This is a genomic window from Bosea sp. Tri-49 (assembly GCF_003952665.1).
GTDB lineage: Bacteria > Pseudomonadota > Alphaproteobacteria > Rhizobiales > Beijerinckiaceae > Allobosea.
In genome coordinates this window covers 3904864-3927957 of record NZ_CP017946.1, presented here as the reverse complement: position 1 = coordinate 3927957, position 23094 = coordinate 3904864, and the positions used below count along the sequence as shown (strand labels likewise).

Genomic DNA, 23094 nt, shown 5'->3' with positions numbered 1-23094 from the left:
GCATCAGCCTGCCAGCGCAGCCTCCACGGCGGCGCGGTCGAAGCCCTTGAGGCCGATCACCACAAGCCGTCCGTCGCGTGCCTCATCAGCACCCCAGGCCCGATCGTAATGATGGCCCACGCGCCGGCCGACGCCCTGGACGACGAGCCGCATCGGCTTGCCGGGGATGCCAGCGAAGCCCTTGAGCCGCAGCACGCCCTCGGCCTCGGCCGCCTTGGCGACGCGGGCGACGAGCTCCTCCGGCGAGCCGGCCTGCGGTAGCGGCAGCGCGACGCTGTCGAAATCGTCATGGTCGTGATCCTCGCCCTCGCCGTGATGCGAGGGGCGGGCGGCGAGGTCAGCTTCGGCCGCAGCACCGAGGCCGATGATCAGGGCCGGCTCGACCTTGCCATGGGCGGTTTCCACCACCTTGATCGCCTTGGGCAGGTGCTGGGCGATCTCGGCCTTGACCCGCTCGCGGCCTGCCGCGTCGACGAGGTCGCTCTTGTTGAGCAGGATCAGGTCGGCGCAGAGGATCTGGTCCTCGAACACCTCCTCCAGCGGGTTGTCGTGATCGACCGCCTGGTCCTGCGCGGCCTGCGCCTTCAGCGCCTCGGGATCATCCGCGAACTGGCCCTCGGCCACCGCCGGCCCATCGACCACGGCGATGACGCCGTCGACGGTGACGCGCGAACGGATCGCCGGCCAGTTGAAGGCCTTGACCAGTGGCTTCGGCAAGGCGAGCCCCGAGGTCTCGATCAGGATGTGCTCGGGCGGGTTCGGCCGGTTCAGCAGCTTCTCCAGCGCCGGCACGAAATCATCGGCGACGGTGCAGCAGATGCAGCCGTTCGGCAGTTCGACGATGTCCTCCTGCGTACAGCCCTCGATGCCGCAGCCGGCGATGAAGGAGCCGTCGAAGCCGAGATCGCCAAACTCGTTGACGAGGACGGCGAGGCGTTTGCCGCCGGCATTCTCGAGCAGATGGCGGACGAGAGTGGTCTTACCCGCGCCGAGGAAGCCGGTGATGATCGTGCACGGCACCTTGCCGAGCGTCGTAGTCTGCGGAGCGTTCATTGATCTGATCCTTGCTGGCGCGGCAAAGGAGGCACGCGCGCGACCACGCCCTTGCGGAACGAGACGGGTCTTTCTTTCCAGGGAACGATGCCGTTGGCGCTGGCGGCAAAACTTTCCGCCGCGCCGACGATCTCGTCGAGATGAAGACCGGCGTCGAGATCGCCGATCAGATAGGTCCATTTGCCGTCGGCCGCGAGCGCGATTGTGCAGGGCCGTTTGCAGACGGCGAGGCACTCGACCGGGACGACGGCGATGCCGCTGCCGGCCATGCGCTCTGAGAGTGCCGCTGCGAGGCCGATGCCGGGTTGGTCATAGCCCTCCGGCAGGTCCTCGCGCTGGCGCCGGCAGACGGTGCAGACATGGATGGTGCAGCCCGGCTCCAGCCGGGTTTCCGTCGCGAGGGCGAGATCGCCTTCGAGCATCGAAACGCCTCCTTGGGCTGGCGCGGCCGCAATCGGCCGCGCGAGGCGTCAGGCCGCCGCGGCTGCGGCGCTGCGACGAGCAAGCCAGGGCCAGAGCACGCCGACGGCAAAGCCGGTGGCGAGCCAGAGGGCGGCCTGGATGGCGAGCGAGAGCGCGGCGAAATGCGCGGCGATCTCGGCCGGCACCTTGCTCTCCGGCGCAGCCGGATGCGGCGCGCCGATCAGATGCGGCACGAGCAGCGCCAGCACGGCAAGCGCCCGCGCCCAGGAGGCCTCGACCCGCAGGAACACGAAGAGCGCGCCGGCGGTGACCACCGCCGTCAGCAGCCACCAGAGCTGGCGCTGTTGCAGTTCGGCCGCGGCTGAACCCGGCAATTCAGGCGCCAGCCCCATCGCCGGGGCGAGTCCGAAGGCGAGGAAACCGCAGACAGCCCATGCCAGCGCCCGGCACTGGTCGATCTGTTCGTTTGCCGCGATCATCCCGGCGAGCAGCAGGGCTGCGAAGCCGATCGCGGTGCCGATCGTCACCAGACTGGTGAAGGCGGTGCGCTGCAAGCCGTCCTGCGGCTTCCATTCATGCTCGCCGGTGTGCTCCGCCCCGGCTTTCGGATCGTTATGGGCGAGCTGGATGCGGGCGCCATCGGTGAAGGCGGCCTGCATCGGTGCGCCCTGCGTACGCAGCGCCGCCTCATAGGTCTCGGCCTTGAGGATCAGCGGGGTGGTGGTGACGTGCTGGAGCGCCGAGATCAGCAGTCCAGCCAGAAGCCCGGCCAGGATGCTGACCGTGAGAATACGCGTGACCATGTGCTTCCCCTCAATGACAGGGGAAGGCGAGGCCGTGACGGGTGTCGTGCGCCGCGTTGTGGACAGTGGACGAGGCGGCGAAGCCGACGGTGTAGATCAGCACGAAGCCGAGGATCAGCGCGGCGGCGACGGCTTTCGCCCGTTCCGAGACGCTGGCCTGGCTGGTGACGGTTGCGGTGTTCATTGGCTCACTCCTGGCCACCCCACCGGCAGCCTGCTGGACGACATCGGAAGACGGCAGGTCTCCTGGCTCACGGCTTGGTGTCCTGCTCCGCCTTCCCGGGAAACCCAGTGGCCGATGGCGCAGGACGCGCCGCTTACAGTTGCGGGGGCAGCCGCGGTCCTTCACCGCGTTCCCTTTTCACCTCGTCGTCGAGGCACCGTCACCGATGATCATTAGCCACAGGCGCGGTGCTGTGCAATGCAATGCCGTCATTCCCGGCGGAGCGCGGCGCAAGCCGAAGCATGACGCGGAGACTGCAGCATGACCCTCCCCCCGCTCACCCTCATCCTCGGCGGCGCCCGCTCCGGCAAGAGCCGCCATGCGGAAGCGCTGATCGAGGCGCTGCCGCCCGCCTGGACCTATATCGCCACCGCCCAGGCCTATGATGACGAGATGCGGGCCCGGATCGCCGAGCATCGCGCCCGCCGCTCCCGCGATTGGCAAACGGTCGATGCTCCGGTCGCGCTGCCCGAGGCGATCCGCAACGCCCGGTCCGGGCAGCCCATCCTCGTCGATTGCCTGACGCTCTGGCTGACCAATCTCCTGCTTGCCGAACGCGACATCGCGATCGCGACCGGCGAGCTCATTGCGGCCTGCCGCGAGGCGGAGGGACCGGTTGTGCTGGTCTCCAACGAGGTCGGCCTCGGCATCGTGCCCGACAATGCGCTCGCCCGGCGCTTCCGCGACGAGGCCGGCCGCCTGCACCAGCGGCTTGCGGCGCAGGCCGGGCGCGTGGTCTTCATGGTCGCCGGATTGCCGATGCAGGTGAAATGAAGAGCGAAGCGACGATGACGGACCAAGCCGAGGATGCCGCCCGCCACAAGGCGAAGATGGCAAAGCGCAAGGCAGTGCAGGACGCCGAGGTCGCCGGCAAGACGGTCGAGAAGGGCCTGCTGATCGTCAACACCGGCCCGGGCAAGGGCAAGTCGACCGCCGCCTTCGGCCTGATCCTGCGCGCGCTCGGCCATGGTTGGCGCATCGGCGTCGTGCAGTTCATCAAGGGCGCTTGGTCGACCGGCGAGCGCAAGGCGCTGGAGGCCTTCGGCGACCAGATCTCCTGGCATTCGATGGGCGAGGGCTTCACCTGGGAGACGCAGGACAAGGCCCGCGACATCGCTGCGGCGACCCGCGCCTTCGACAAGGCCAGGGAGTTGATGGCGGACGAGAGCATCCGGCTGCTCGTGCTGGACGAACTCAACATCGCCCTGCGCTACGACTATCTGCCGCTCGCCGAGGTGGTTGCGACGCTCGCTGCCCGCCGCTCGGATCTCCACATCGTCGTCACTGGCCGCAACGCCAAGCCTGAGCTGATCGAGGCCGCCGACTTGGTCACAGAGATGACGCTGGTGAAGCACCACTTCGCCGCCGGCGTGAAGGCGCAGGAGGGGATCGAGTTCTAGAGGCCGAGTGCGGCGAGACTTCCGGCCGCTGCCAAGCCCCAGAGCAGCAGGCAGGCGCGCCGGTAGAGGGCGAGCGCCCGCCGGATATCGGCCGCCGTAGCCTCCGCCCTGCCATCGCCCATCCAGCCGTCCTCGACCCTGACCGCGCCGTAGACGCGCGGGCCGGCGAGGCGGAGCCCCAGCGCGCCGGCCATCGCCGCCTCCGGCCAGCCGGCATTGGGCGAGCGGTGGCGCTGGGCGTCGCGTTGCACCGCGCGCCAGGCCGCACCGGCATCAGCCTGTCGGTCGAGCACCGCGGCGGCGATCAGCAGCAAAGCCGTCAGCCTAGAAGCGGGCAAATTTACGAGATCGTCGAGCCGCGCCGCCGCCCAGCCGAAGGCGAGGTATCGTGGCGATTTGTGGCCGATCATCGAATCGGCGGTGTTGATCGCCTTGTAGAGCGCCCCACCCGGCAGGCCGCCGACGCCGAGCCAGAAGGCTGGCGCGACGATCCCATCGGAAAAATTCTCGGCCAGGCTCTCGATCGCAGCGCGCGCCACCCCGGCCTCGTCGAGGCTCTCCGGGTCGCGGCCGACGATCATCGCGACGGCCTTGCGCCCACCGGCGAGCCCGCTTTGCTCCAGCCCTGCGGCGACATCGGCGACGTGGTCATGGAGGCTGCGCTGGGCGAGCAGGGTCGACGCGAGCAGCGCCAGCGGTAACAATGCGAGGACGCCGGCGAGACGGCAGAGCGCAACGAGGGCCAGTGCGGCGGCCAGTGTCACGCCGAGCAGGATCAATAACGCCACGACGCCGGCCATCCGCCGCGTCGCGAAGCTCGCAGTCTCGCGGTTGAGGCCCCGGTCCAGCCAGCCGATCAACGTGCCGATCCAGGTGACGGGATGGCCGATCCATGCGAACAGGCGCGCCGGATAGCCGATCGCCGCCTCGGTCACGAGGGCGGCGAGAAGCAGCGGCAGGCTTTCGGAGAGCGACATGGCGGCCGGGGAGATGAAGGAAGCGATCTGGCACGGCGGCGATCTCGCCACGGCCAAGGCGCTGTTCCCGCAGGCGCCCGAACCCTGGATCGATCTCTCGACCGGTATCAACCCGATCCCCTATCCGCTTCCGGAGCTGCCGTTAAGCCTGTGGCAGCGTCTGCCTGGCAAGGCCGAGGAGGCTGTGTTGCTCGCGGCGGCTCGCAAAGCCTATCGTGTTCGCGCTGAAAGCGGCATCGTCGCGGCGCCCGGCACGCAGATTCTGATCGAGCTGCTGCCGCGTCTGGTGCCGACGGCAAACGTCGCCGTGCTCGGGCCGACCTATGGCGAACACGCGCCGGCCTGGCGCAAGGCGGGCGCCGAGGTACGCGAGATCAACGATCTCGCCGAGATCGGCGATGCCAATGTCCTCGTGCTGGTCAATCCGAACAATCCGGACGGGCGCATCGTTGCGTGTGAGACGCTGGTCGCACTTGCTGGAGCGCTCGCCGCGCGCGGCGGCCTGCTGGTCGTCGACGAGGCTTTCGCCGATTTCGCGCCTGAGATGAGCCTGTTGCCGACCCTGTCGGAAGGGGCCCTCGTCCTGCGCTCCTTCGGCAAGGCCTACGGGCTGGCGGGCATGAGGCTCGGCTTCGCGGTCGGTGAAGCGCGCTTTACCGATGCCCTCCAGGCGATGCTCGGCCTCTGGGCCGTGGCCGGCCCGGCGCTGCATGTCGGGGCTGCTGCGCTCGCCGATGCCGATTGGCTTTCGGCTGCAGGGGAGGCGCGCGCGGCTGACAGCGGGCGACTCGATGCGATCCTCAACCCCTATGGCCGCGCCGTCGGCGGAACCGTGCTCTATCGCTTGCTCGAAACATCGCAGGCGCCCGCTCTGTTCGAGCGGCTCGGCCGGGCCGGCATCTATGTCCGCCGTTTCCAGCACGATCCCTCGCGCCTGCGCTTCGGCCTGCCGGGGGAGGAAGCGGCATGGATGCGGTTGGCGCAGGCGCTAGCGCTGGCCTGAGCTCGCTGCGCAGCGATTGCAGCCGGCGCATGCGGGTGCGGGTGGGACGAAGCGGCGCGCCGCCGCTATCGTCGAATGATTCCAGCGATCCGGAGACAAGACGCATGCCTTGGCCGAAGCAGAATGCCCTCACCATCGGCTTTGCCCATGCGGCCTATCAGCTGCGCGACGAATATCTGGCGCGCAATGGACAGGCGACGAGTTTCGAGGTCCGCACGATCGATGATCTCAAGGCCCGTGCCCACGAGACCGATGTGCTGGTCGTCTCGGGCCTGTGGCGCAACGAGATGCTCGACGGCCTCGGCAAGCTGCGCTTCATCCAGTCGATCAGTGCTGGCACCGACCAGTTCGACAAGCCGAAGCTCGCCGCGGCGGGCGTTCGCCTCGCCAGTGCCCAGGGCGGCAATGAGCGCGCCGTCGCCGAGCACGCGATCTCGCTGATCCTTGCGCTGGCGCGTCAGCTCCACCTTGCCCGCGACAACCAGGCCAATCGGGTCTGGCGCCCGATGATCGGCGACCGCTCCCGCCGCGAGGACGAGCTCGGCGGCCGCACGCTGGTCATCGTCGGGCTCGGCCGCATCGGCCTCCGCCTCGCGGCGATCGCCTCGGCCTTCGGCATGCGGGTCATTGGCGTGCGCCGCCGGCCGGGTTCGGAGCCGAATGTCGAGCGGATCGTGCCGCCGGCGGAGCTGCACGCCGCGCTGGTGCAGGCCGATTTCGTCGCGCTGACCTGCCCGCTGACGCCGGAGACGGAAGGGCTGATCGATGCCGCGGCACTCGCAGCGATGAAGCCGTCCGCCTACCTGATCAATGTCGCGCGTGGCCGCGTCGTCGATGAGCCGGCGCTGATCGCCGCGCTCGACGCTGGTCGCATCGCCGGCGCCGGCATCGACTGCGTTTATGAGGAGCCTTTGCCTGCAAGTTCGCCGCTCTGGGGAATGCCGCAGGTACTGCTGACGCCGCACAGCGCCGGCGAGACCCGCGCCTATGAGAGCAACGTCATCGACATCCTGCTCGACAATCTCGGCCGGCTGGAGCGCGGCGAGGTCGCGCTCCAGAACCAGATCGTTTGACGCGCTGGGTCACGCCTTCAGCTTGCGCCCCAGGAAATCGCGGATCAGCGCCGCGATCTCCTCGCCCTTGTCCTCCAGCGCGAAATGGCCGCTGTCGATCAGGTTGAGCTCGGCCTCGGGCAGGTCGCGCAGATAGGCGCGCGCACCTTCCGGCGGGAAGATGAAGTCGTTCTTGCCCCAGGCGATCAGGGTCGGCGGCTTGCGCTCGCGGAAGAAGGCGTGGAACTGCGGGTAGAGCTCGACATTCGTCCGGTAGTCCTTGAACAGGTCGAGATGGATCTCGCTGACGCCGGGCCGGTCGATCAGCATCTGGTCGATCAGCCAGCTGTCGGGATCGACCAGGCTCTTGTCGGCGACACCGTCGAGATATTGCGAGCGCGTCGCCTCCAGCGTCAGCCCGCCGCGCATCTTTTCGCGCCCGGCCGGCGTGTCGTCGGCCCAGTAGGCTTTCACCGGGATCCAGAAGTCGCGCAGGCCCTCTTCGTAAGCGTTGCCGTTCTGGGCGATCAGTGCCGTCACCTGGCCCGGCCGCTTCAGCGCCAGGCGGAAGCCGACCGGCGCGCCATAGTCCATCACATAGAGCGCGAAGCGGTCGATCCTGAGCTCGGTCAGGAATTTGTCGATCAGCTCGGCGAAGCGGGCAAAGCCGTACTTGAAGCTCGTCCGGTCCGGCACGGCGCTGTGGCCGAAGCCGGGATAATCCGGCGCGATCACCCGATATCGGTCCGACAGCGCCGGGATGAGATTGCGGAACATGCGCGAGGAACTCGGGAAACCGTGCAGCAGGAGCAGCACCGGCGCATCGGCCGGGCCAGCCTCGCGGTAGAAGAGATCGATGCCGTCGATGGCGACGGTGCGGTGATGCGTGGGCTGGTTCAGTGCCTTTGCCTGCGCCGGCGCGGTGAGGCCGGCAAAGGCTCCGCCAGTGGCGGTCGCCGACAGGGCGACGAAGGCGTCGCGGCGGCTGAATGAATCTTGCGTCATCTGAAGGCTCCTCGCGGTGGCTGGCAACGGCCGGCCAATCTCGTGGCATCAAGTTAGGGGCTGACGAAATTCGGCAGAATGGCTATCTTGAGAAAGCTATTATTCCAGAAATTGGAATGCCGATGGATCGGTTGGAAGCGATGCGCGTCTTCGTCAGCGCGCTCGACGAGGGCAGCCTGGCTGGCGCAGGGCGAAGGCTCGGGCGCTCGGCCCCGGCCGTGACGCGTGCCATCAATGCGCTCGAGGGCCATGTCGGGGCGCGGCTGCTCGACCGCACCACGCGGATGATCCGTCTCACCGAGGCCGGAGAGCGCTATGCCGCCGCCTGCCGGCGCGTGCTCGTCGATCTGGAGGAGGCCGAGTTGCAGGCGGCGGGTGAGCGCGCCGCACCGCGCGGCCTCCTCACCCTGACCGCCCCGGTCGTCGCCGGCACGCGCCTACTGCGTCCGCTGGTCGACGCCTTCCTCGATGAGCAGCCGGAGGTTCAGGTCAGGATGCTGCTCCTGGACCGCGTCGTCAGTCTGCTCGACGAGGGCGTCGATCTTGCCCTGCGTATCGCCCATCTGCCGGATTCGAATCTGGTCGCGCTGCGTGTCGGCAGCGTGCGCCAGATCGTCTGCGCCGCGCCGTCCTATCTCGCCCGGCATGGCGTGCCTCAGGAGCCGGGCGATCTCGCCGGCCATCGCTGCATCGCCCAGATCCATCCGCTGGCGGGCGAGCTCTGGACCTTCCCACCTATTTCAGAAGGCGGCCGGCCGCGCCAGGTCAAGGTCAAGCCGCGCCTGATAGCCAGCTCGGTCGAGGCGGCGATCGCCTCCGCGGTCGACGGGCATGGATTGGTGCGCCCGCTCTGCTACCAGGTCACCGACGAGGTGCGCAGCGGGTGGCTCAAGCTGGTGCTGACGGATTGCGAGCCGGAACCGCTGCCGGTCCATCTCGTCGCACCGGAGGGCAGGCTTTCCGTGGCCAAGGTCCGTGCCTTTGCCGATTTTGCCTTGCCGAAGTTGAAGGCGCGCTTCGCCGAACGGGTCGGCTAGCGCGCCTGCGTCTCGAGATTTGGATGCTTACCAGCGCGGGCGCGGGCCGTAGCTGCCGTCGCAGCCAACGAGCGGGCCGCCCGGATAGTAGTCATCGATGACGATGTCCGGCATCTGGCAGCCGCGATTGACGCTGCGGCTGATGCGGCGGCGCTGCTGGCCGTAATCGTCAGGCTCGACCAGGACGGTGCGGCCGTCATAGCGCGGCTCCGCCGAGTGATCGAAGGCCAGCTTCTGGGCCGGGCGCGGCGCCGAAGCCTGGGTCCGCTGCTGCGCCTTTTCGGTTGCCTGCTGGCGCACCGGCGGCACTGGTGCCGTGGCAACGTCGGTTGTGTCCTTGCCGTCCTTGCCGGCGACCTGCGAGGCCGGGATCACCGTATCCTCGGCGGTGGCGCGCACCAGTTTCTGGACGCCGGTATCGAGGGCGAGCGTACGGAAGGAAGCATCGCCGCAGCCGCCGCAGCGCGCCGGATCGAGCGGGACGAGGTCGACGCGCGCTTTGCCGTCGTCGCTGGCCTGGCCTTCGCCGGCAGCGCGGGCAGCGATCACCACTTTGGCGGCGTCCTCGAGCTGCATCTCGATCAGCTGGGTGCGCAGGGCGCGGGCGCGGCGATAATTGACCACTTCGTCGCCGCCAGAGACCAGGATCGCGAAGGGCGCGCCCTTGGGAGCGTTGCCGCGGAAGATGTCGCGCAGCTGGGTGATGGCGCGGCGGGCATCGGAGGTGACCTCCCAGCTGCCGGGTGCGAACGGGATCTGGCGCGTCGTCATGATCTCGCGGGCCGCCTGGGCGACGCCGAACGAGACGGTGCGCGAGGAGAATTCCAGCTTCAGCGACTGCGGCCGCTCGGCGATCTTCGGCGCATCGGAGTTACCTCCGCTGGCCTGCGCCAGCTGATGCGCGGGAGCGGTGTCGGTCTGGGCGAATGCCGCACCGGACGAGACGATGAGCGCGAGCGCGGCGACGGCGAAGCGCAGGCTGCTGCGCAGGCGGACGGTCTGGTCGAGCTGGAAGCCCATGGCGGGTCTCCTCATGAACGGATGTGCGCTGGGCACGTTGTCAGGCCCTTGGCGATCCTTGAGCCGGTTTCGCGAATGCCTGCTCACGGGCGAGGCGTCTATGTTGAATGCGCGCGCGTAGGAGGCCGTGCGTTCATCCACTGTTCAGCAAAAAATGCGGCTCGACGCGAAAATGCGGCAAACACTGGCAAAGCTCGAGCAACGCCACTGCTGCGACCCGCTTTCACCCGACCGGGACGTCGCATTGTCGAGGCTACTGGACTATGCGAAGAGAGGGTAAACAGGGGGTCTGGCTATGAAGAACGCAGATGAGCGCAAGGACAACAGCGAGCTTCCGCAGATGATGTCCCGCCGTGCGCTCGGCGGATTCGTGCTTTCGCTGCCACTGCTCAGCGTCGTTCCTGCATTGGCGCAGACTGATCAGGGCGCGACCAATATCCTGCGCTCGCTGGCACCGCATGATCGCGTGCCGGGCCGCTCAGGTGGTGGCGCGAGTGGGGGCGGCAGGGTCGTGGTGCGCCGCGTTGCGCCAGTGCCTCGCCGGGTCCATCCGCGCGGTTATGGCCAGGATGTCGTGATCGACCTGACCCGACGCGTCGAGGTCACGGTTTTCTTCGACAACGACTCGGCGTCACTGCGCCGCGGCGCGGAAGCCACGCTGATGCGGCTTGCCCTGGCGCTGCGCGATCCGATCCTGCTCGATCAGCGCTTTCTGATCGCCGGCCACACCAGCGCCGAAGGGGGCTACGACTACAATGTCGAGCTCTCGCAGGAGCGTGCTGCTGCGGTCCGCGACTGGCTGGTTTCCTATGGCGAGATTGCGCCGAGCCGTCTCGTCGCCCACGGCTTCGGCCCTGACATGCTGCGCAATCCGCGCAGTCCGTATTCGCCTGTCAATCGCCGCGTTGAAGTCATCGCCATCACCGGCTGAGTTTCTACCGTCTTCCCGAAACAACCATTTGCCTCAGGGGGCACTGTCATGGCTTTGTTCAAGCGTCTCATGCTCGGCTTCGCGCTGCTGATGTCCTTCGCAGTCGTTGCCCACGCTCAATCGCCGAATTCCCGCATCAACCTCCTGGTGATGTCGGACGACGCCGATCCGGACACTGTTCCGCGCAACAACCGCATCTTCAACCGGGTTCAGCTCCAGCTTTCGGAGTATCTGAACACTCGCGGCTTCCAGGTCTATGACGAGACCAGCCTGGCGCTCGGCATCACCCAGACCGCCCGGGTCCGCCGCCGCGACGCCGAGCTGATCGAGATCGCCCGTGCCGTTTCGACCCCGGTCGACGCCATGGTCGTCTACCAGATCTACGCTTCGGCCCGCCGCGCCGTCGCCGCCGACATCCGCTTCCCCGAAATCCGCATCGCCGGCCGCGTGCTCAACGTCCGCTCCGGCCAGTTCATCGCCTCCTTCGAGGTCGGCGGCTTCCAGCTGCCCGCCTTGCCGAATCCCTGCAGCGCCGAGTGCCTGCTTGAGACCGTCGGCACCCACTCCCGCGTTCTCGCCGCCGATCTCGGCGCTGCGATCGCCCAGAAGCTCGAGGGCTTTGCCCGCCCGAGCGGTGGTGCGGCTGCTGTCGGCAAGGACGGCATCGTCCTCGGCGGTGGAGCTGCTGGTGGTGCGGCTCCGGTCGCGGCTGGTGGCGACGGCTGCAACAACCTGCCGACCGACTTCGTGATCCAGCTGCGCGACTTCACCGCCACGGAAGTCGACCGGGTCGAGAGCGAGTTCGTCCGCTGGGGTTGCTACCGCGCCCACCGCGCCACGCAGATGACGTCGACCTCGGCCGACTTCTTCTACTCGACATCCGCCGACTCGGCTCGGCTGACCCGCAATTTCCGCCTGATGCTGGAACTGGTTGGTCTGAACGGCCAGGTCACCTTCTCCGGCAACCGGCTGGTCGTCAGCAAGGTCGCCACCCGCTGATAAAAAAGGGCTGCCGGGTAACCATAAACCCCGGCCCTTTCCGACAAAAAAGCCGCCCGGTCGACACGGACCGGGCGGCTTGTTACTTTAATTATGGCAGCAATATGTGCCGGCCTGATGCGAGCGGACTTGGCTGGGTTTCCGTTCGCCGCAGTTGACCGGTGTCCGATGCGGATATTTGAGATATGGATTGGGGCATTGACCCGGCTCGGGTCGCGGAGATCAGCACGATTGCGTCTTCGCGCCGGTTTTCCGCGCGGGACACCGAGAAGTTCGTTCTGGCGATCACCGGCAGCGGCTCGGAGAATGCCGACCTTCCGCTCTGGGACATGCTGCAGGTGCTGTTTTCGCTCGGCGCGCTGACGGCAACTCCTCGGATGCCGGCCCGCGATGCGGCCATCGGCTGCATGCTCGACGAGAGCGGCATCCTCCTGCGACCGCTGCGCCAGGATGGGCCGGTATCCATCAGCTTCGCCGGCGCCACCATCGAAGCTTCGGCGAGCGAGATCGTTCTCTCCTACGGAGCGGACAAGGGCGATGCGAAGACGCGCTCCTTCTCCTGGAGCCGAGTCAGGCGCGCGCTCGGCCTCGCCGATTTTCTCTTCGCCGCGGAGGCGGACGAACGCTCGGAGGGCGGGCTCGCGGCGTTGCGCACGGCGCTCGATGCGGTCTTCGCGTTGTCTGCCTTCGACGAGGACGGGCTGAAGCGAGCGGTCCAGGAGCCGGCGCGCTTCATGCGGGCCTGGCGCCGGCGGCACCTGCCCTTGCTGGCCTTCGCCGACCTGATCCGCCAGCGCGAAGCCTTCCTCAACGCCTCCGGCCGGCGCGAGCGTCAGCGCGAGTTCGATCCGGAGGATCTCGTCTCGCTCTGGAGCTTTGCCCTGCTGCATGGCGAGACTTGGAGTTTCGCTCGCTTCGCCGAGCGTTTCAGCGCCCTCATCCGCGAGGAGCGTTCCAGCGTCGGCCGCCGCGACTTCATGGCGCCCGCCTCGATCGACTCGCTGATGGCGCGTCAGCCTTCGGAAAACCCTGAGGAGGCATTGATCGCCTGGCTCGATCAGCAGGCGCTGATTGGCGAGCTCGAGCTGGACGAGCCCGAGGAAGAGGATGACGAGCCCGAGGAGGAGGATGAGGACGGCATCGTGCGCGAGCGCGTCTACGCCGCGCTGATGCGCCTGCCGGCCGAACCGAAATTCCTCAACAAGGAGGAGCGCGAATCGATCGGCCGCGCCCTCGCTATCTTGCCGCTCGCGCATGAGCAGCCGTTGACGCTGGTTCGCTCCCGCGCCGTTGCTCCCTGGGAGAACCGGCTGGTCGAGGCGAGCCGCCGCATCGCCGGCTCCAATCGTGGCCAGGTCGATCAGAGCCCGGAAGCTTTCGACTATGCCGGTATCGCCGCGGGGCTTGCGGCCCTGGGCAGGCGGCTCGACGAGTTGCTGCTGATCGCCAACGCGCTCGAGGCGATCGAGGGCCCACAAAGTGACGCGGCGACGGCCGAGGGGCAGAAGCTGCTGCGGCGTTGGCGTCATGATCGCGCCAGCTTCCGGATCGACGATGCGAAACTGGCGCTGACCTTCGCAAGGCATGGGGGAGCACTGAGAACGGTCGCAGCAGCCCTGCACCGGATCAACAGGCAACAGAAGCGCTTCGGTGAAACGACGGACCTGGTCGCCCAGGCCGCCAACGACGAGGCGCGGTTCACCGACGTCTTCTCGCAGCGCTATCAAGGGCGATCGAAACGGCCATGACAGACTTCCTCAACCAGGGTCCGCTAGAGGACGATCCGCGCGTCGGCCGCGCTACGGCCCGCCTGGTTCTGGCGGCGCTCGCGAGCGCCGAGCCGGAAGAGGCGGTGACCGCGAGCATCAGCCGCGCCGATCTCTGGGCGCATGCCCGCCGCGTGCGTGGCGAGCCGGTCAACTTCGCCGCAGAACGCGCTATCCGCACCGATCCGGAGGCGGCACGGCTCTATCGCCGCTTGCTCTCCTTCCAGGCCGTGGCGCGTAGCGAACTCGCCGCCGCGGCCTATGACAGCAGCGCGACCCATCGTCGGATCGGTTCCTTCGAGCTCGACGTGATCGAGGAGGACGATGCGCCGCCGGCCCTGGTCATCCAGTGTCTGTCGGAGACCGACCCGGCCCCGACCATGATCGAGGTCGTCTCGATCGAGGGCGTGGTCCGCCTGCCGCTGCCGGCGCCGGTCGACAAGCACATCGTGATCGACCTGCCGCGGCAGGATGCCGAGCGCGATCTGCTGCGATTGATGCTCGCCAACCCGCTCGCGGGCGTTTATCTGCTGTAAGGTCGGGAGCGTTGCGGAAAGCTGCGCTTTTGCCCGGCATAAGGGGACGGCAGGGCCTGCGAGAAGATGATGGCGGGAGATCAGAACGTCAGGCGCTCCGGTGTCTTCGTCGTCGTGCCGACGACCGACCAGCCAATCATCCTGAAGAAGCTCGCCTGGTCGGCACGCGTGCCGGTTTCGCGCGTCGTGCTGGCGACTGAGAGTTCCGAGGTCTGCGAGCCCTGGAGCACGCAATACAGCAATCTGCTGCGCCCGGGCGAGCCCTTGCGCCAGATCCTCGGCCTGCCGGACGGCGGAAGCTATCGCCTTGCGGCCTCTGGCTCGATCGATCAGGGCAAGAGCTGGATGGTGCCGACGCTCGCGGCCCATTGCGCGCTCGCCCATGGCGAAGCGGTGACGCACAAGGCCGCCGAGGCCAAGCTGGTGATCTGGGGCACCGGCGCGATCGACCTCTCCGTCGCCGATATCGCGACCGAAGCGCGCGTCACCCAGCAGGAATACCACCTCACCACCAAGATCGACCGCTGCCGCCATCTCTTCGCCGATGCCGAGCATGGCGCCACTCCAGTGCTGGCGCTGGTACCGCGTGGCGACGAGGCCGAGCGCGCCGTCGCGATCCTCGGCAAGATTCTCGGTGGCCAGCCGCACCATATCGTGGTTGTCTCTTCCCTCGCTGACATCGCCGCGCCGATAGATCTCTTCCTGCGCAGCGGCTCCTTCGAACCGCAGGCCGCGGCGTCGGCGCCGGAACGGCCGGCTACGTCGGGATCGTCTTCGATGGCCCTGAGACCGTTCGAGCCCAAGACCGCCGAGCAACCCGCTGAGCCGCAGCCCGCGCTGCAGCAGGGGCAGACTGTGGTGCAGCCGCGGCCCACCGGGGACGAGCCCTCGATCGCCGATGTGCTGAAGAGCCCGCAGGCGCCCCGGCCGCGGCGCTCGGTGCTCGGCGACAAGCCGGCATCGTCCGCCTCCTCGTCCCGCCTGCCACTGATCGCGGCCTCGGCGCTGGTGCTGCTTGCCGGCGCCGCAGGAGCGGGCTGGTATTTGACGCGCGGCGGCCCCTCCGAGGGTCCCTATCAGGCCCCGCCCACATTGACCCAGCCCGGGACCAACGAGGCGACGCAGCCTGCAGCCGGTCAGCAGGGTAGCCGTCAGCAGAATGCGACGGCGCCCTCGCTGGGGAACCCTGCTTCTCAGGGCGGTCCTGCGGTCTTCGCGGGCGCTGTCCTGGCCAAGCTGGTGACCTTGTCGGCGCCAGCCGGCAGCACCTGCGAGGCCCAGATCTACGAAATCCGTCCGCGCTACAGCGAGGCTGCGGTCGATGTCGGCGAGATGGCGAGCGTCCTGATCAACGGCCAGGATATCTGCGGGCTGGCGCTCGATCCGGTCGCTCCGGCCAAGGCGAAGTTCCAGAACGGGACCGGCCCTGCCGTGGTGGCCTCCAAATCGACGGCGACCCGTGTGGTCTTCAATCCGAACGCGATCCGCGGCGGTATCATCGCCTTCCCGGTGATCCAGGTCGAAGAGCCCAAGGCGCTCTCGATCCAGATCCAGCGGCGCTGAGCCAACTCAGCCGTCATGCTCGGGCTTGACCCGAGCATCTCAGGCCGGATGAGGCGCTGATCAGCGCCTTCTCGTCACAAGATTCTCGGCCCTACGCTGCGTCTCGGCCGAGAGTGGCGGCCGTTCTCACAGCCCCGCCCGCGTCAGCCCGCGCCACAGGCCCCAGGGCGGCGGATCGCTGGTCGGCGAGAGCTGGCGGATCGCCGCGAGGCGGCCGGCGATCAGGGCGATCGCGATCGAGGGCAGCGCCATCAGCATGTGATGCGAGGTCGCCGCGGCGATGAAGGTCATCGGCTGGCCCATCACCGGCAAGAGGCCGAGCGCGTTGCCCCAGGAGATGCTCCAATGCAGCGCGAAGATCGTGGCGATGCCGACGAGGATGATCGCCATGCCCTTGTTGGCGCCCTCCTGGGCCGAGCCCATGGCGCGCTCGCGCATAAGACTGACCGCCAGGCAGAGCAGTCCGAAGACGGTGATCACCTGCGCCGCCAGCAAGGCGAGCCCGGCCGGCAGGCCGAAGCGCACCATCAGGAAGGTGGCGATGAAGTCGTTCTGCACCACCGGTAGCCGCACGAGGTCGCTGACGGTGAAGCGGCTGACGGTCTCGTCCTGCTCTTCGCCCTTGCGTTCGGCTATCGGGGTGATGCGGGCGCCCGGCAGCATGGCGCAGAGCGAGACCGGCGAGGGCGGCAATTCGTCGAGCGCCCGGCGGACCTCGACCGGCGTCTTGTCGAGGCCGAGATCGAGCCTGGCCAGCGTGCACGGCATCTCGGCGAGCGCGACCTTGGACTGCAGCAGCTGGAAACCGAGATCGCGATGGATCACGTCCGGGCTGCGCTCCTGCGCCGCCGTGGCGGCGCGCTTGGTGGCATGGTCGAGATCGTACCAGGTCAGCAGGCGCTCGGCCGGCACGCGCAAGGGGCCACCGCGCGCCTTCTCGAGCACGTCGATGGCAGCGAGCCGTTCCTTGGGCAAGTTCCACTGGCCGGAGATTGCGTAGGTGACGAGGCCTGGGAAGACGTAGATCAGCGCCGCATTGATGCCGAGCAGGATGACGAGCACCAGCGCCAGCACGCCGCCGCGGGGCCAGCCGAGCCGGCGCGCCTTGCGCTGCGGCGCGTCGGCACGGCGCAGGAAGACCCGCATGATCTCGACCAGGCGCTTCAGCGTGCTCGGCAGCAGGAAAGCGAAGGCGAGGACGACGGCCGTGACGATGATGATCAGCGCCGGCGAATAGTCGCTCTTCAGGAACGGCACCGCGGTCAGGAACAGGATGAAGACCAGCACGGTCGCGAGGCTGACCGTCAGCCAGGAGATGTAGTGGCGCTGGTTGTAGAAGTAGTCGATCCGCGAGAAGCCGAGGAAGATATGCGCCAGCACCAGCACGAGCGCGATCTTGCCGAGCTCGACCGGCTGGAAGCCGGCGACACCGGTCTCGGTGCCGAGCACGCCCCAGGCGACGAAGGCGGCGAGGATCAGGATCGCCGGCACGGCGCGCAGCAACTGGTCCTTGAAGCCGACGCCCATGAAGAAGGAGCGCGGCAGCGCCGCGATCGAGCGCTGCGGCTGGAACGCGATTACCACCGCGACGACCGGGATCAGGTCGAAGAACAGGAGCTTGTTCTTCTCGGCATGGATGGTGAAGTCGGTCTTCTCGGCGTCGATGCCGAGCGCCGTCAGGGTCAGGCTGCCGAGGCAGCAGAGCATGACGAGGCCGAGCCAGGTCAGGCGCAACGGCGTGGTGAAGCGCGGCCCGACCATGATCGCAATGCAGGCGATCGCATAGGCGAGGATGGTAGCGTGCAGCGCCGCCTCATAGGAGATCGAGGCGCCGCCGAGCCGTGACAGTTCCGGGGCCAGCACCAGCATGGTCGTCGCCCCGATGAAGGCGGTCGAGCCGAGTGCGCCGACGAGCCGCACAAGGATGGCGCTGCGTCGGAACAGGGTGGCGTGATGCATGGCCGAAAGCACGCCGAACACGGCGATGCCGAGCGTCAGCAGTAGCCGCACGATACGTTCGACGCCATTGAGCGAGGAGAGCGGGTTGCCGAGCTCGGCCGCCGACATGGGCTGGCGCGGCGGTGTCACCACCGGCCGCACGCTCTCGGTCGTCGCCGCAGCACGCAGGATCTCGGCGTCATCGGGCGCGAAGCGGTGGGTCTTGCTCAGCGGCGTCAATCGCAGCGGCAGGCGCCCGTTCGATTCCTGGCCGATCTCGACGGCATAGCGGGTGCGGCCGATGATCATGTGGCTGAGCCGCGCTGGCCCGTCCGGGTCGAGCTCCCAGGCGATGTCGGTGAAGTCGGTGATGCGCTGGTTGCCGCGCGCGAACACGACCGGTGGGCGCGGCGCATCGACGGCATCGCCCGGGGCGAGGAAATAGCCGCCGCCGCGCGCGACGATGGTCAGCGCCTTGAACGGCAGGGCATTGGCGGCGATATGCGCCTCCTCGCGGACCGAGCAGGTCAGGCGGCCGCCTAGCGAGACGAGCTTGTCCTCGCCGCGCTCGTCGGTGGCGATCAGGCCGGTGACGACCCCGCGGATGCGGTCGGCGCTGCTGAGTGGCTGGCAGACCGGGAGCGCATTGCCGTCGAGCCGGAGCGTCGAGAGCGGGCCGGTCGAGTCGACCGTGAGCTTGCGGGCACCGGGGCGGCCGGCTTCGGTCAAGGTCAATGCAAGGCGGCCCGGCCGCGCTTCGTCGACCGCGATCGCGAGCGCACCGGCGGCGATGCGATCGCCCGGCTGGAAGCGCCAGCGCGCCGAGAAGCTGCCCGAGCCGTTGGCATAGTCGAGCCAGAGCCGCCGGGTGTTGGCAACGTTGCGGATGGTGACGCGCCCGTCCTGCTGACGGGCGAGGGAGACATGGCGCGCCTCGGCGGCGTCGAAGCGCTGCGGCTGGAGGAGTTCGCGCCGGCCGATCGTCGCGGTCTCGCCGCGGGCGAGCGCGAGGTCGAGCCGCTCCAGGCTGACCACTGGCCGGGCGCTCTCGATCAGATGCGTGGCGTTGTGCCACCAGAAGCCGAGCACGGCGAGGCAGAGCGCGAGCAGCACCAGGCCGGTCAGAGCCCCGCCAGCCCCGCCGATGCGGATGCGTGGCAGGCGGAACGGCCGCAAGGTCAGCCAGCGCCCCATCAGCTGGCGCAGCGCGGTGGTCTCGCTCACTTCTTGTCTCCGAGCGCGGCGACCTTGCCGAGCAGGCCGGCCATCAGGCGGCCGCAGGCGCGTCCGCCGGTCTCCCGCGTATGCGAGACCAGGCAGGTGAAGGCGACGCGCTTGCGCCCCGCGACATTGTCCATCCAGCCGGCGAACCAGGCCGAGTTCATGCCATCGGTGGTATCGGCCGTGCCGGTCTTGCCGAAGATGCGCTTGCGGATATCCGGCGGCAGCGAGGCCATCACGCCCGCGGCGGTGCCGCCCGGCGAGTTGACCACGCCGAACAGGCCGCGCTGGGCGTCGTCGAGGAAGGGCTCGGCCTGGCGCGGATCCATGCCGGGGATGACCGGCTTGCCCTCGTTCGGCAGCGGCGTCTCGGCGACGTCCGAGACTGGTTTCAGCACGCGCGGCAGGATGACCTTGCGAGCACCGACCGAGCCATAGATCGAGGCCATGGCGACCGGCGTCGCCCGCACGCCCTGGCCATAGGAGTTGGTGGCGAGGTCGATGCGGCGGGCGTTGCGCTTGTCCTCGACCGCGAGGTCGAGCGCCTCGCCGGTCAGCCGCTGCGCGCCCGGCACAATGCCGCGCGTCAGGTCGACGCCGGGCTGGGCAAGGCTGCCCGGCTGGGTGATCGGATAGAGATGCTCGGTCATCTGCGCCAGGATCGTGCCGGTGCGGCCTGGCACTGTCGTCGGCCGCCCGCCGACCTTGCGGCCGTCCATGGTCAGCGCCATGCCGGCGAACCACAGGTTCGACGATTTGATCAGCGCCTCGCAGAAGCCGATCTGCGCGCCGCGCCCGGCATCGGGGCAGCCGGTCTGGGCCGGCGAGAGGATGCCGACATTGAAGCCGGCGCCGCCATAATTGGCGATCGCCACGCCGTCGACATTGAGGCCGCCGCCTCCGGGGATGCCGAAGACCTGCGCCTGCTGCGCCGGCGGCATCCGGCCCATGATCATGTCGGCGAAGCGCGGCTGCTCGCGCACCGCCAGGATGCTGGCGAGGCCGGTGACCAGCTTGAAGGTCGAACCCGGCATGGTGTGAACGTCGCCGGCGCGCCAGCCATGGCCGGCGAGCGGCGAGTCACTGTCGCGCCCGGTGGAGAGCGCCTGGATGTCCCAGCTGTGCATGCCAGGCACGAAATCGGGCCAGCTCGCCAGGCCGAGCAGCGAGCCGGGCTCGTCGCCGGCATCCATCAGCAGCACGACGGCGCGGCCGTCGCCCTGGTCGGGCGGCTCCTGCTCGGGGGCAAGGTTGACCGGCAGCGGGCCGGGCTTGCGCGGGCGCTTCCCGCGGCCGAGGCGCTCGCCCATATGCTCGTAGACGGCTTCCTGGACCAGCTTCTGCAGGCGCGGCTCGATCGTCAGTGTCAGGTTCTCGCGGGTACGGGCCCGGCCGAGCGCGGCCGAGAGCGAGCCGACATCGCCGGCGCCATAGCCGATCATCGCGGTCAGGCCGAGCTCATCGACGATCGGCAGCGGCACGCCGTTATTGTCGAGTGCCGGCGTGCCGTCGGCGAAGAAGAGGGCGCGGGCAGCGCCGGTGCGTCGCTGCGTGACCGCGCCGCGCCAGCCGAGCTCACAGACCAGCTTGGTCTTGGCCCGCTCGCAATCGGCCTCGATATGCGAGGAGCGCCAGAGCTTGACCTTGCCGTCCTCGCTCTGGACGCCCGGCCCGCCCAAAACTTCGCGGGCGCGCGGCGGCACCGCCCGGACCGGCTGGCCTTCGAAGCTGATCTCGACATCGCGGCGGCGCGCCCCGGTGATCGAGAAGCGCCAGCCATGCGGCAGGCCCTGCTGGGCCTCCTCGGCGCAGGTTGCGAACTCGTCGCTGTCGGAGCAGACGCGCTCGGCCGCGATCGAGAGGCCGGCGATGCGCACGGTCTGCTCGTCGCGCTTGGGATCGAGATTGACCCGCTCATTACCGACGGCGATGCGCGCCGGCTCCAGGATCATGTCGACGGTGACGCGGCGATTGCCGGGAGGCAGCCGGGTCGAGAGCACGAGCCTGTCATCCGGCGCCCTCAAGGGCCCGAACAGGGCCCAGTCGGAGAGCTGGTTGGCGCGGCGCTTGGCGAAATCGGAAAAATCGCGCGGCGGCGGCACCGCATTCGGCATCACGTTGAGCGGTGCGGCGAGATCGGTGGTCTGGGCGACGCGCGCGGTCCAACTCGACGGGCGGCAGCCGGCCGGCACCACCGGCAGCGTCAACGGCGTGCCGTCGGCGCAGCGCCGGTCCGGCGCACGGTCGTCGCGAGCGCCGGCGATCAGGAAGGAGTTGTTCCAGGCCAGCATCTCCGAGCGGATCTGCGCGCCGGCCGGCAGGTTGCAGAGCCGGTCGAGCAAGGTGCGCGAGAACTCCTTGGCGCCTTGCGGGGTCGGCACGGTCAGCGAGGCGTCGTAGAGCGCTTCGCATGGCTGCGAGCGGATCACCGGGCCGGCGGGGTCGAGCCAGATCAGCCCGGTCGCGACGCCTTGCTGGAACAGGTCCTCGTTCGAGCGGCTGGTCTCGGTGAAATCGGGCTGCTTGATCCAGGCGCGGCTGGCAGCGAGCTCGCCGATCAGCCCGCCCGAGAGCCAGAGAAAGCCGGCGATGGTGACGGTGCCGACCGCCACAGTGGTGACGCTGCGCTTCAGGCCGCGAAAGAGCGGATGGCTCATGGCGTCGCCTCCCGAAGCTCGACCACCAGCGGCCCGAGCACGAAGGGCCCGTTCGGCGGAATGATGCTGGTTCCGGCGGCCTGTGGCTTGCGGCCGCCGAGCAGCCAGATGTCGCCGGCCGATTGCACCGCGACGCCGCCGGGCGCGGCCGCAATGAAGCCGACCGGGTTGTGATCATAGAGATCGTCTAGGCGCTCGACCACACCGGAGCCGAACTGGACGCGCACCGCTTCGCCGAGCCAGTCGAAGGTGCCGTAGCCGCGCGAGGACTGGTCCGGGCCGAAGGCAATCGCGGTCTGTTCGCGCGGCAGGCCGATATAGCCGAACTCGCCATCCTCCAGCATCAGCAGCGAGCGGCGGCGCCCGTCGAAGCTCATGCTCTCGGCGCGGAACTCGCCGCCGACGCGGCTATAGCGCAGTTCGCGCCGGTCGTAGCGGCGGGCGTCGCGGCCCTGCACGACGATGCTGTCGCGCTGGGCCAGCATGGCCGACGACATCAATCGTCCGCCATGGCTGCGCTCGACCCAGTAGCGCGCCATGCGCTTTCCGCCGAAATTCTCGGGGATGGCGAGGCCGACCACGGCGAGATGCGGGCCCTTGGGTGGCTGCGCCTGCAGGCGGCTCGGCCGGCGGTCGAGCGTGACGTCGACGAGCCCGAGCGAGACGCGGCCGACCTGCGGGCGCACACCGAGGATTTCGAAGCGGGCATCGACATTGCCGCCGGGCAGCGCCAGCGTCTCGACCTGGATCGCCTGGGCCCGCGCTTCCGGCGTCTGCGGCAAAGCGGTGAGCAGCGGCAGGCCGCCGGCATCGCGGGCGGAGGCGTCGACCGGAAAGCGCCCGAGGAAGAAGATCGTGCCGCCGGGCAGGTCGGGATGCACCGCCGGCGTCAGCATCTCGCTGCGCGAGAAGGCGAAACGGGCCTGGCCGGAATAGAGCCCACCCGGCGTGTTGACGCCGATGATCGGCTGGCCGATCGCGGTCTGCGCATCCTGCCGGATCACCACCTCGCCATGCGGCAGCCGGTTGTCGGCCGGCGGAGCGTAGACGCCATGGCCGAGATAGACCGCGACCGGCGCGGTCGCGTGCAGGCTCTGCTCGACATGGACGGTGACGCCGATGTCGGGATCGATCACGTCGCGGAAGCGCTGCTCGATCCGGTCGGCGAGGAAGCGGCCGAGTTCCTGGGCGCCGGGTAGCGCTTCGGCGGTCAGCACCACCAGCGAGGTGAAGGGCACGTCGATCGGCTGCGGGCCGCTGCCGCCATCGGTCAGCGCGATGCTGCGATGGCGATCGATCAGGTCTTCCAGCGAGGCCTTGCCGTCCTTGGTCGGTTGCCCGCCCGCCATCAGGCTGAAGACCGGCTTGCGCCAGAGATTCTCGATGCCGGGCATGGCCTCGCCTGGCTCGCCGGCGACGGCGCGCAGGCTGGTCAGCCGCCGCGGGTCGTGCATCACCAGGTCCATGAGATCGGGCAGGGCCATGGC

At 68.8% G+C, this 23094-nt stretch carries 20 protein-coding genes and 1 riboswitch; of the genes, 10 read left to right on the top strand and 10 right to left on the bottom strand.

The annotated features are described in order from the left end of the window. Positions 1 to 3: 3 nt before the first annotated feature. Genes cobW through BLM15_RS18905 form a run of 4 tightly spaced genes read right to left on the bottom strand, consistent with a single transcriptional unit; the run spans position 4 to position 2463 of the window. Entirely contained in the window at positions 4 to 1053 is a 1050-nt protein-coding gene (gene cobW / locus BLM15_RS18920) for a cobalamin biosynthesis protein CobW (protein ID WP_126114200.1), read from the bottom strand. Further along, positions 1050 to 1475 carry a DUF1636 family protein gene (locus BLM15_RS18915; RefSeq protein WP_126114199.1) on the bottom strand — a complete coding sequence of 142 codons (426 nt, stop codon included), beginning with the start codon at positions 1473 to 1475 and terminating at the stop codon, positions 1050 to 1052. The genes cobW and BLM15_RS18915 overlap by 4 nt, the downstream gene beginning before the upstream one ends. A gap of 48 nt (positions 1476 to 1523) precedes the next feature. Continuing rightward, a complete protein-coding gene (locus BLM15_RS18910) occupies positions 1524 to 2279 on the bottom strand; it encodes a CbtA family protein (RefSeq protein ID WP_126114198.1) in 756 nt (251 codons plus the stop codon). A gap of 10 nt (positions 2280 to 2289) precedes the next feature. Beyond that, complete coding sequence (locus BLM15_RS18905; RefSeq protein WP_082613285.1) at positions 2290 to 2463, bottom strand: CbtB domain-containing protein; 174 nt, start codon at positions 2461 to 2463, stop codon at positions 2290 to 2292. A gap of 35 nt (positions 2464 to 2498) precedes the next feature. Beyond that, positions 2499 to 2678: riboswitch (cobalamin riboswitch) on the bottom strand. Positions 2679 to 2763: 85 nt separating this feature from the next. Between BLM15_RS18905 and cobU the strand changes: the two genes are divergently transcribed. Continuing rightward, on the top strand, positions 2764 to 3276 hold the full coding sequence (cobU, locus tag BLM15_RS18900) for a bifunctional adenosylcobinamide kinase/adenosylcobinamide-phosphate guanylyltransferase (RefSeq protein ID WP_126114197.1): 513 nt from the start codon (positions 2764 to 2766) through the stop codon (positions 3274 to 3276). A 14-nt stretch (positions 3277 to 3290) separates the two neighbouring features. Next, positions 3291 to 3902 carry a cob(I)yrinic acid a,c-diamide adenosyltransferase gene (gene cobO, locus BLM15_RS18895; RefSeq protein WP_126114196.1) on the top strand — a complete coding sequence of 204 codons (612 nt, stop codon included), beginning with the start codon at positions 3291 to 3293 and terminating at the stop codon, positions 3900 to 3902. Here the strand turns inward: cobO and cbiB are convergent. Continuing rightward, a complete protein-coding gene (gene cbiB, locus BLM15_RS18890) occupies positions 3899 to 4879 on the bottom strand; it encodes an adenosylcobinamide-phosphate synthase CbiB (protein WP_126114195.1) in 981 nt (326 codons plus the stop codon). The two genes, cobO and cbiB, sit on opposite strands and share 4 nt — an antisense overlap. On the opposite strand from cbiB, the gene cobD reads away from it, so the two are divergent. Continuing rightward, positions 4878 to 5882: a threonine-phosphate decarboxylase CobD gene (gene cobD, locus BLM15_RS18885; RefSeq protein ID WP_126114194.1), complete on the top strand. Its 1005-nt coding sequence runs from the start codon at positions 4878 to 4880 to the stop codon at positions 5880 to 5882. The genes cbiB and cobD overlap by 2 nt on opposite strands. Positions 5883 to 5986: 104 nt before the next feature. Beyond that, positions 5987 to 6955 carry a D-2-hydroxyacid dehydrogenase gene (locus BLM15_RS18880; RefSeq protein ID WP_126114193.1) on the top strand — a complete coding sequence of 323 codons (969 nt, stop codon included), beginning with the start codon at positions 5987 to 5989 and terminating at the stop codon, positions 6953 to 6955. A 9-nt stretch (positions 6956 to 6964) separates the two neighbouring features. Here the strand turns inward: BLM15_RS18880 and BLM15_RS18875 are convergent, their stop codons facing one another. Further along, complete coding sequence (locus BLM15_RS18875; RefSeq protein ID WP_126114192.1) at positions 6965 to 7939, bottom strand: alpha/beta fold hydrolase; 975 nt, start codon at positions 7937 to 7939, stop codon at positions 6965 to 6967. A 122-nt stretch (positions 7940 to 8061) separates the two neighbouring features. Here BLM15_RS18875 and BLM15_RS18870 point away from each other — a divergent pair, with 122 nt between their 5' ends. After that, positions 8062 to 8976 carry a LysR family transcriptional regulator gene (locus BLM15_RS18870; protein ID WP_126114191.1) on the top strand — a complete coding sequence of 305 codons (915 nt, stop codon included), beginning with the start codon at positions 8062 to 8064 and terminating at the stop codon, positions 8974 to 8976. A 27-nt stretch (positions 8977 to 9003) separates the two neighbouring features. Here the strand turns inward: BLM15_RS18870 and BLM15_RS18865 are convergent, their stop codons facing one another. Beyond that, positions 9004 to 9996: a hypothetical protein gene (locus tag BLM15_RS18865; RefSeq protein WP_126114190.1), complete on the bottom strand. Its 993-nt coding sequence runs from the start codon at positions 9994 to 9996 to the stop codon at positions 9004 to 9006. Positions 9997 to 10291: 295 nt separating this feature from the next. Here BLM15_RS18865 and BLM15_RS18860 point away from each other — a divergent pair, with 295 nt between their 5' ends. The 5 genes from BLM15_RS18860 (at position 10292) to BLM15_RS18840 (ending at position 15791) form a co-directional block, all read left to right on the top strand. Beyond that, positions 10292 to 10927: an OmpA family protein gene (locus BLM15_RS18860; RefSeq protein WP_126114189.1), complete on the top strand. Its 636-nt coding sequence runs from the start codon at positions 10292 to 10294 to the stop codon at positions 10925 to 10927. A 48-nt stretch (positions 10928 to 10975) separates the two neighbouring features. Next, positions 10976 to 11926 (top strand): hypothetical protein, encoded by a 951-nt coding sequence (locus BLM15_RS18855; RefSeq protein ID WP_126114188.1) that lies wholly within the window; start codon positions 10976 to 10978, stop codon positions 11924 to 11926. Between the two features lie 185 nt (positions 11927 to 12111). After that, positions 12112 to 13674, top strand: a complete 1563-nt coding sequence (locus BLM15_RS31420) for a hypothetical protein (RefSeq protein ID WP_164547576.1) — start codon at positions 12112 to 12114, stop codon at positions 13672 to 13674. Next, positions 13671 to 14228 (top strand): hypothetical protein, encoded by a 558-nt coding sequence (locus BLM15_RS18845; RefSeq protein ID WP_110492247.1) that lies wholly within the window; start codon positions 13671 to 13673, stop codon positions 14226 to 14228. The genes BLM15_RS31420 and BLM15_RS18845 overlap by 4 nt, the downstream gene beginning before the upstream one ends. A gap of 69 nt (positions 14229 to 14297) precedes the next feature. Further along, on the top strand, positions 14298 to 15791 hold the full coding sequence (locus BLM15_RS18840) for a hypothetical protein (RefSeq protein ID WP_126114187.1): 1494 nt from the start codon (positions 14298 to 14300) through the stop codon (positions 15789 to 15791). A 126-nt stretch (positions 15792 to 15917) separates the two neighbouring features. On the opposite strand, the gene BLM15_RS18835 is transcribed toward BLM15_RS18840, so the two are convergent. Genes BLM15_RS18835 through BLM15_RS18825 form a run of 3 tightly spaced genes read right to left on the bottom strand, consistent with a single transcriptional unit; the run spans position 15918 to position 23091 of the window. Next, positions 15918 to 18953 carry an MATE family efflux transporter gene (locus BLM15_RS18835; protein WP_126114186.1) on the bottom strand — a complete coding sequence of 1012 codons (3036 nt, stop codon included), beginning with the start codon at positions 18951 to 18953 and terminating at the stop codon, positions 15918 to 15920. Further along, on the bottom strand, positions 18950 to 21607 hold the full coding sequence (locus tag BLM15_RS18830) for a penicillin-binding transpeptidase domain-containing protein (protein ID WP_126114185.1): 2658 nt from the start codon (positions 21605 to 21607) through the stop codon (positions 18950 to 18952). The genes BLM15_RS18835 and BLM15_RS18830 overlap by 4 nt, the downstream gene beginning before the upstream one ends. Next, a complete protein-coding gene (locus BLM15_RS18825; RefSeq protein ID WP_126114184.1) occupies positions 21604 to 23091 on the bottom strand; it encodes a hypothetical protein in 1488 nt (495 codons plus the stop codon). Before BLM15_RS18825 ends, BLM15_RS18830 begins: the two co-directional genes overlap by 4 nt. Positions 23092 to 23094: the final 3 nt, after the last annotated feature.